At 36.9% G+C, this 6,016-nt stretch carries 5 protein-coding genes; 4 read left to right on the top strand and 1 reads right to left on the bottom strand.

Annotation, left to right across the window (positions count from 1 at the left end; genetic code table 11):
• The first annotated feature begins 247 nt into the window (after positions 1-247).
• A complete protein-coding gene (locus ACFXN8_RS03120) occupies positions 248-637 on the top strand; it encodes an FxsA family protein (protein WP_376075302.1) in 390 nt (129 codons plus the stop codon).
• Here ACFXN8_RS03120 and ACFXN8_RS03115 read toward each other — a convergent pair.
• A complete protein-coding gene (locus ACFXN8_RS03115; RefSeq protein WP_376075300.1) occupies positions 621-1,550 on the bottom strand; it encodes an AI-2E family transporter in 930 nt (309 codons plus the stop codon). The two genes, ACFXN8_RS03120 and ACFXN8_RS03115, sit on opposite strands and share 17 nt — an antisense overlap.
• 290 nt (positions 1,551-1,840) lie before the next feature.
• Here ACFXN8_RS03115 and citZ point away from each other — a divergent pair, with 290 nt between their 5' ends.
• From citZ to mdh, 3 genes are all read left to right on the top strand, one after another.
• Positions 1,841-2,956, top strand: a complete 1,116-nt coding sequence (gene citZ / locus ACFXN8_RS03110) for a citrate synthase (RefSeq protein WP_376075297.1) — start codon at positions 1,841-1,843, stop codon at positions 2,954-2,956.
• Between the two features lie 80 nt (positions 2,957-3,036).
• Complete coding sequence (gene icd / locus ACFXN8_RS03105) at positions 3,037-4,299, top strand: NADP-dependent isocitrate dehydrogenase (protein ID WP_386842697.1); 1,263 nt, start codon at positions 3,037-3,039, stop codon at positions 4,297-4,299.
• 315 nt (positions 4,300-4,614) lie between these two features.
• On the top strand, positions 4,615-5,553 hold the full coding sequence (gene mdh, locus ACFXN8_RS03100; protein WP_370041448.1) for a malate dehydrogenase: 939 nt from the start codon (positions 4,615-4,617) through the stop codon (positions 5,551-5,553).
• The last annotated feature ends 463 nt before the right edge of the window (positions 5,554-6,016 follow it).

Raw genomic sequence — 6,016 nt, 5'->3', positions numbered from 1 at the left:
CCCCTAGGAAAGCGCCCAGCCGGAACGGAAATCAACCCCACGTTATGGTGACGAGCTGATTTTGCCTAGTTTAAACAATATTTAACCAAATTAAAATTGTTCCATTTCCCTCATGGAAGGAGAATTTACTATAAAAAGAATAGCATCATCTTCTCCTTAAATAGGACCCATTGTTTTTTTTATGAAACTTAATGGGCTATAATAACGTATAAAAGGTATACCTTTTTTAGATAGAAAGGAGAAAAAAATGAGAAAAGTTTTTCTTGGTTTCATTGTCTATGCATTAGCCGAGTTGGCGTTATTAATAGTAATTGGTCAAAATATTGGTATTTTAAATACATTACTTCTTATAGTCGCTACGAGTATTATAGGTATTTATGTAGTGAAAAATAAAGGTATGAATTCTGTACAAAAGGTTAAAAATACGATAGCACGTGGAGAGGCACCAGGGCCAGCATTAGTTGATACAGTTTTAAATTTCAGTGGTGGTGTACTTCTAGTATTACCAGGTTTTATAACAGACCTTGTTGGTTTATTATTGCTCCTACCTTTTTCTCGTAAAATGTTCCAACCAATCTTTTATTTTTGGATGCGGAAAAAAATGAAAAAAGGTCAATTTATCATCGTTCAAAAATAGCATTTTCCTTTAGTTTAACAGCCAAAAATAAAAATATGGGGCTAAGTAAAATACCGTAAAAACCAAATAATAAAATAGAGGCAGCACTGATGAAAAAGGTGTGGAAAGTCCGTAATTGTAATGTGTTTGACCAAAGCATGGATTCAGCTAGCTGCCTTGTTAATTGAACGAAGAGATACAAAAGTAAAATAGCAACACATAAAAAGGTATTGCCTTTTAAGTAAAAATAAATGCTCATGGGTACAAGAAATACGCCAATCCCAAAGAACGGAAGTACGTCTGCAAATGCTACTATAAAAGCTTTGATGATGGCTTGTTCAAATTGGAGAATCATGAATCCTGCACAAAGAATGAGCAGTGTAATCGTGAACAGCTGAAACTCCACATACAAAAAGTAATGAAATAACTGCATAATTTTGGAAAAATGTGACTGCCACTCATTGCGGAATTTTTTGGGCACATATTGGAAAAACCAATATCGGGATTTGCGAGTTTCCAATAGGGCGAAATAGTAAGCGACAAGGAATATAAATACTTCAATTACATGTTTCATGAATAGTTGGAAAATATTAGCCATGTATAAAAAGATTGAATCGAAAATAGAAAGCGATTTTTCCTTTAAAACTTGGATAAACATTGATTCATATTCGTTGAAAAGTGGGAAATTTTGTAGTGTATCTCGGATTTCAGGGAAGACAAGAATAATGCTGTTTATAGAAATGATAACGAGTAAGAAAATGCAAGTTAGAATAAGTGCTTCCACGATAATTGCTGCAAGCCAATAGGTAATCCTACAATAAGAATGAAGAAATTTTATGATAGGATACGTAGAAAAAGACAAAAAAATCGCTAGAGATACGGGTAATACGAACCATAGTATTACCAAGTAGAATATAAAAAATAAAACACTCATAGTTCTTTCGTATGAAAAATATTTAATATTCCTCATTTTTACAGATTCACCCCATTTCAAATGATAAATTAATGTTAAAACGTAAAAAAGAATCTCTTTCAGGCGTATATATAATCGCTCGTGCACCTTTTTCTTTATTCGGAGGTTTTTCATTCACAAAGCTGTCAAAAATGATTATAATAGCAATTGTAAGCGATTTACTTAATGGTTCATATGAGCAAAAAACGTAGATGTGACCTAATAACTGCATTTACAACTAAAAAAATATAATTATGAGGGAGCGATAATTTATGTCAGCAACTAAAGGTTTAGAAGGTATCGTAGCAGCGGAATCTAAAATCAGTTCAATTATCGATGACACACTTACATATGTTGGTTACAACATTGATGATTTAGCAGAGAATGCGTCATTCGAAGAGGTAATTTATTTATTATGGCATACTCGTTTACCAAAAGCGGACGAGCTAGCTGAATTAAAACAACAATTGGCAGACAACATGTCTATTCCGCAAGCAATTGTAGACCAATTCAAATCATACCCACTTTCAACTGTACATCCAATGGCTGCACTACGTACTGCAGTATCTTTACTTGGTGTATTCGATGAAGAGGCGGATGTTATGGATACAGAAGCTAACTATCGTAAAGCTATCCGTCTACAAGCTAAAATTGCAACAGTAGTTACTGCATTTGCGCGTGTTCGTAAAGGTTTAGAGCCAGTTGCACCAAAACCAGAATTAGGATATGCAGCAAACTTCTTATACATGCTTAAAGGTGAAGAACCAGCAGCAATCGAAGTTGAAGCATTCGACAAAGCATTAGTATTACATGCTGACCACGAATTAAATGCATCTACATTCACAGCACGTGTATGTGTAGCTACATTATCAGATGTTTATTCTGGTGTAACTGCAGCTATCGGTGCATTAAAAGGACCACTTCATGGTGGTGCAAATGAGCAAGTTATGAAAATGTTAACTGAAATCGGCTCACTTGAAAACGTTGAATCTTATATTCAAAATAAATTAGATAACAAAGAAAAAATCATGGGCTTCGGTCACCGCGTATACCGCAAAGGCGACCCACGTGCACCACACTTACGTGTAATGTCACAAAAATTAACTGAGCTAACTGGTAAACCAGAGCTTTATGAAATGTCAGTTAAAATCCATGACATGATCGTAGAACAAAAGAAATTACCTGCAAACGTAGACTTCTTCTCTGCGTCAGTGTATGATTCTTTAGGTATTGATCATGACCTATTCACACCAATTTTCGCAGTATCACGTACTTCTGGTTGGGTAGCTCATATTTTAGAGCAATATGCTAACAACCGCCTAATCCGTCCACGTGCAGAGTATGTTGGACCAGGCATGCAAAAATATGTTCCAGTCAGCGAGCGCTAATTCGGAAAATATGCTAGAATATTTGGGACTGTGTTACTGAAAACACAGTCCTATGATTATGAATTTAGGAGGCAACATCAATGTCAAACAAAATTGTAGTTGAAAATGGCGTACTTAATGTACCAAACAATCCAGTGATTCCTTTCATCGAAGGTGACGGAATTGGTCCAGATATTTGGGCTGCAGCATCACGTGTAATCGACGCAGCAGTAGAAAAAGCTTACAACGGTGAAAAGAAAATCGAATGGTTAGAAGTTCTAGCTGGTGAAAAAGCATTCAACCAAACTGGTGAATGGTTACCACAAGAAACTTTAGACAAAATTAACGAATACCTAATCGCAATCAAAGGTCCTCTTACTACTCCAATCGGTGGTGGTATCCGCTCTCTAAACGTAGCATTACGTCAACAACTTGACCTATATGTATGCTTACGTCCAGTACGTCACTTTGATGGAGTACCTTCTCCAGTTAAACGTCCAGAAGACGTTGAAATGGTTATCTTCCGCGAAAACACAGAAGACATCTACGCTGGTATTGAATTCGAATCTGGTTCTGAACAAGCACAAAAAATCATCAACTTCCTACAAACTGAATTTGGTGTTAATCAAATCCGCTTCCCAGAAACTTCTGGTATCGGTGTAAAACCTGTATCTAAAGAAGGTACTGAGCGTTTAGTACGTTCTGCTATCGAATATGCTATTACTCATAAACGCCCATCTGTTACTTTAGTACACAAAGGTAACATCATGAAATTCACTGAAGGTGGATTCAAAAAATGGGGTTATGAATTAGCTGAAAAAGAATTTGCTGATCAAACATTCACTTGGAACCAATATGATGCTATTAAAGCTGAACAAGGTGAAGAAGCAGCGAACAAAGCACAAGCTGACGCTTTAGCAGCTGGTAAAATCTTAGTTAAAGATTCTATCGCTGATATCTTCTTACAACAAATCTTAACTCGTCCAAATGAGTTCGACGTAGTTGCTACAATGAACTTAAACGGTGACTATATCTCTGACGCATTAGCTGCTCAAGTTGGTGGTATCGGTATCGCTCCAGGCGCAAACATTAACTATGTAACTGGACACGCGATCTTCGAAGCTACTCACGGTACAGCTCCAAAATATGCTGGTCAAGATAAAGTAAACCCATCTTCAGTATTACTTTCAGGTGTATTAATGCTTGAACACTTAGGATGGCAAGAAGCAGCTGACATGGTTACTAAATCAGTAGAGAAAACAATCTCTTCTAAAGTTGTAACTTACGACTTCGCTCGTTTAATGGACGGCGCTAAAGAAGTAAAATGTTCAGAATTCGCTACTGAATTAATCAAAAACCTATAATTTTCTATTTTAAATAGTAATTATAGTTAAAGTGGAAGTATATTCTGCCGATATAATTAGGGTGAAATGTAAATTTCTATTGAACTTAGCTTAATAAAATATTTATGATGAACTTGTTTAATCGAGGGAGGAGAATTTATTCTCCTCCCTCTTTTAATTTCTTTCAGCGGGTGTTTAAACACCCGCTGAAAGAAGCCTCCGGCGGATGTCATGGAATCGAAAAGGAGTTCTTTGTGCTTGCACAAAGCCGATTCCTGACGCAATTATGCCGAGGCATAATTGATTAAATAACCTAATTTAAAGGAGCGTATTCGAATGTCTCTGAAACGAAAAAAAATCTCAGTAATCGGTAGCGGTTTTACAGGCGCTACTGCAGCATTTTTAGCAGCTCAAAAAGAACTTGGTGATGTAGTGTTAGTGGATATCCCTCAAGCTGAAAACCCAACAAAAGGTAAAGCTCTAGACATGTGGGAAGCTGCACCAGTGCAAGGCTATGATTCTTATGTTAAAGGTACTTCTAATTATGCGGATACTGCAGATTCTGATGTAGTAATTATCACTGCAGGTGTTGCTCGTAAACCAGGTATGAGCCGTGACGATCTTGTTCAAATTAACCAAGATGTGATGAAAGCTGTTTCCAAGGAAATTGCTAAATACTCACCAAATGCAACAATCCTCGTACTTACAAACCCAGTTGATGCAATGACTTATACAGTATTCAAAGAAACTGGTTTCCCAAAAAATCGTGTAATAGGTCAATCAGGTGTACTCGATACGGCTCGTTTCTGTGCGTTTGTAGCTGAAGAACTTAATATCTCAGTAAAAGACATCACAGGTTTTGTTTTAGGTGGGCATGGTGATACAATGGTGCCACTAACTCGCTACTCATTTGCTGGAGGTATTCCATTAGAATCATTAATCCCAGCAGATCGTCTTGAAGAGATTGTTGACCGAACACGTAAAGGTGGCGCTGAAATCGTTAACCTTCTTGGTAATGGTTCTGCATATTATGCTCCTTCAGCGGCGCTTATTGAAATGGCGGAAGCTATCATTAAAGACCAAAAACGTATACTTCCATCTATTGCATACTTAGAAGGCGAATATGGCTACAATGATTTATACCTAGGTGTTCCTACATTATTAGGTGCAAATGGTATAGAAAAAATCTTTGAACTTGAGTTAACAGACAATGAAAAAGCAGCTTTAGATAAATCGGCAGAGGCTGTCCGCGACGTTATGAAAGTTTTAGCTTAATAAAAGTTTATGAAATCGAGTAGGATTCATTCCTACTCGATTTTATGTTGTTGAAAAACTATTATGTCAATGAAATTAAAGTGTCATATTAATTAAAGTATGACTCTTTTGAAAACGAGTGGTTGATTTCCGTTCCGACTGGGCGCTTTCCTGGGGGCGTCCGATGAGCCGCTTCACTCGCGTTCCTCTATTGCTGATCCCCGAGGAGTCGCCCAGCCTCCACTCCAATCAACCACTTCATATAGCATGTATTTTCTGACATATCTATTAAGCGATAAAACGAAACCTTTGCAATGTTCTGTCTGTGTAAAAGTAAAGTGCTAACGAAGCTATAGCAACAGATTTACAATTGCGTCACTGTTATATGTCTGTTCGATTTTGGTGAGTAGCCATGGCGATAATAAATGCGCTTGTAAGTATGCTCGTATAACAATGTACATTTTTGCTCACCAATGTATATTAC

Origin of the sequence: Lysinibacillus sp. NPDC059133, assembly GCF_042755925.1 — a bacterium.
Classification (GTDB): Bacteria; Bacillota; Bacilli; order Bacillales_A; family Planococcaceae; genus Lysinibacillus.
The sequence above is the reverse complement of the archived record's forward strand: the minus strand, read 5'-3'. Positions and strand labels throughout refer to the sequence as shown.

Bases quoted from the DNA above. Each gene is read 5' to 3' on its own strand.
- ACFXN8_RS03115 (WP_376075300.1), bottom strand. From the start codon at position 1,550: ATGAGTGTTTTATTTTTTATATTCTACTTGGTAATACTATGGTTCGTA.
- mdh (WP_370041448.1), top strand. From the start codon at position 4,615: ATGTCTCTGAAACGAAAAAAAATCTCAGTAATCGGTAGCGGTTTTACA.
- icd (WP_386842697.1), top strand. From the start codon at position 3,037: ATGTCAAACAAAATTGTAGTTGAAAATGGCGTACTTAATGTACCAAAC.
- citZ (WP_376075297.1), top strand. From the start codon at position 1,841: ATGTCAGCAACTAAAGGTTTAGAAGGTATCGTAGCAGCGGAATCTAAA.
- ACFXN8_RS03120 (WP_376075302.1), top strand. From the start codon at position 248: ATGAGAAAAGTTTTTCTTGGTTTCATTGTCTATGCATTAGCCGAGTTG.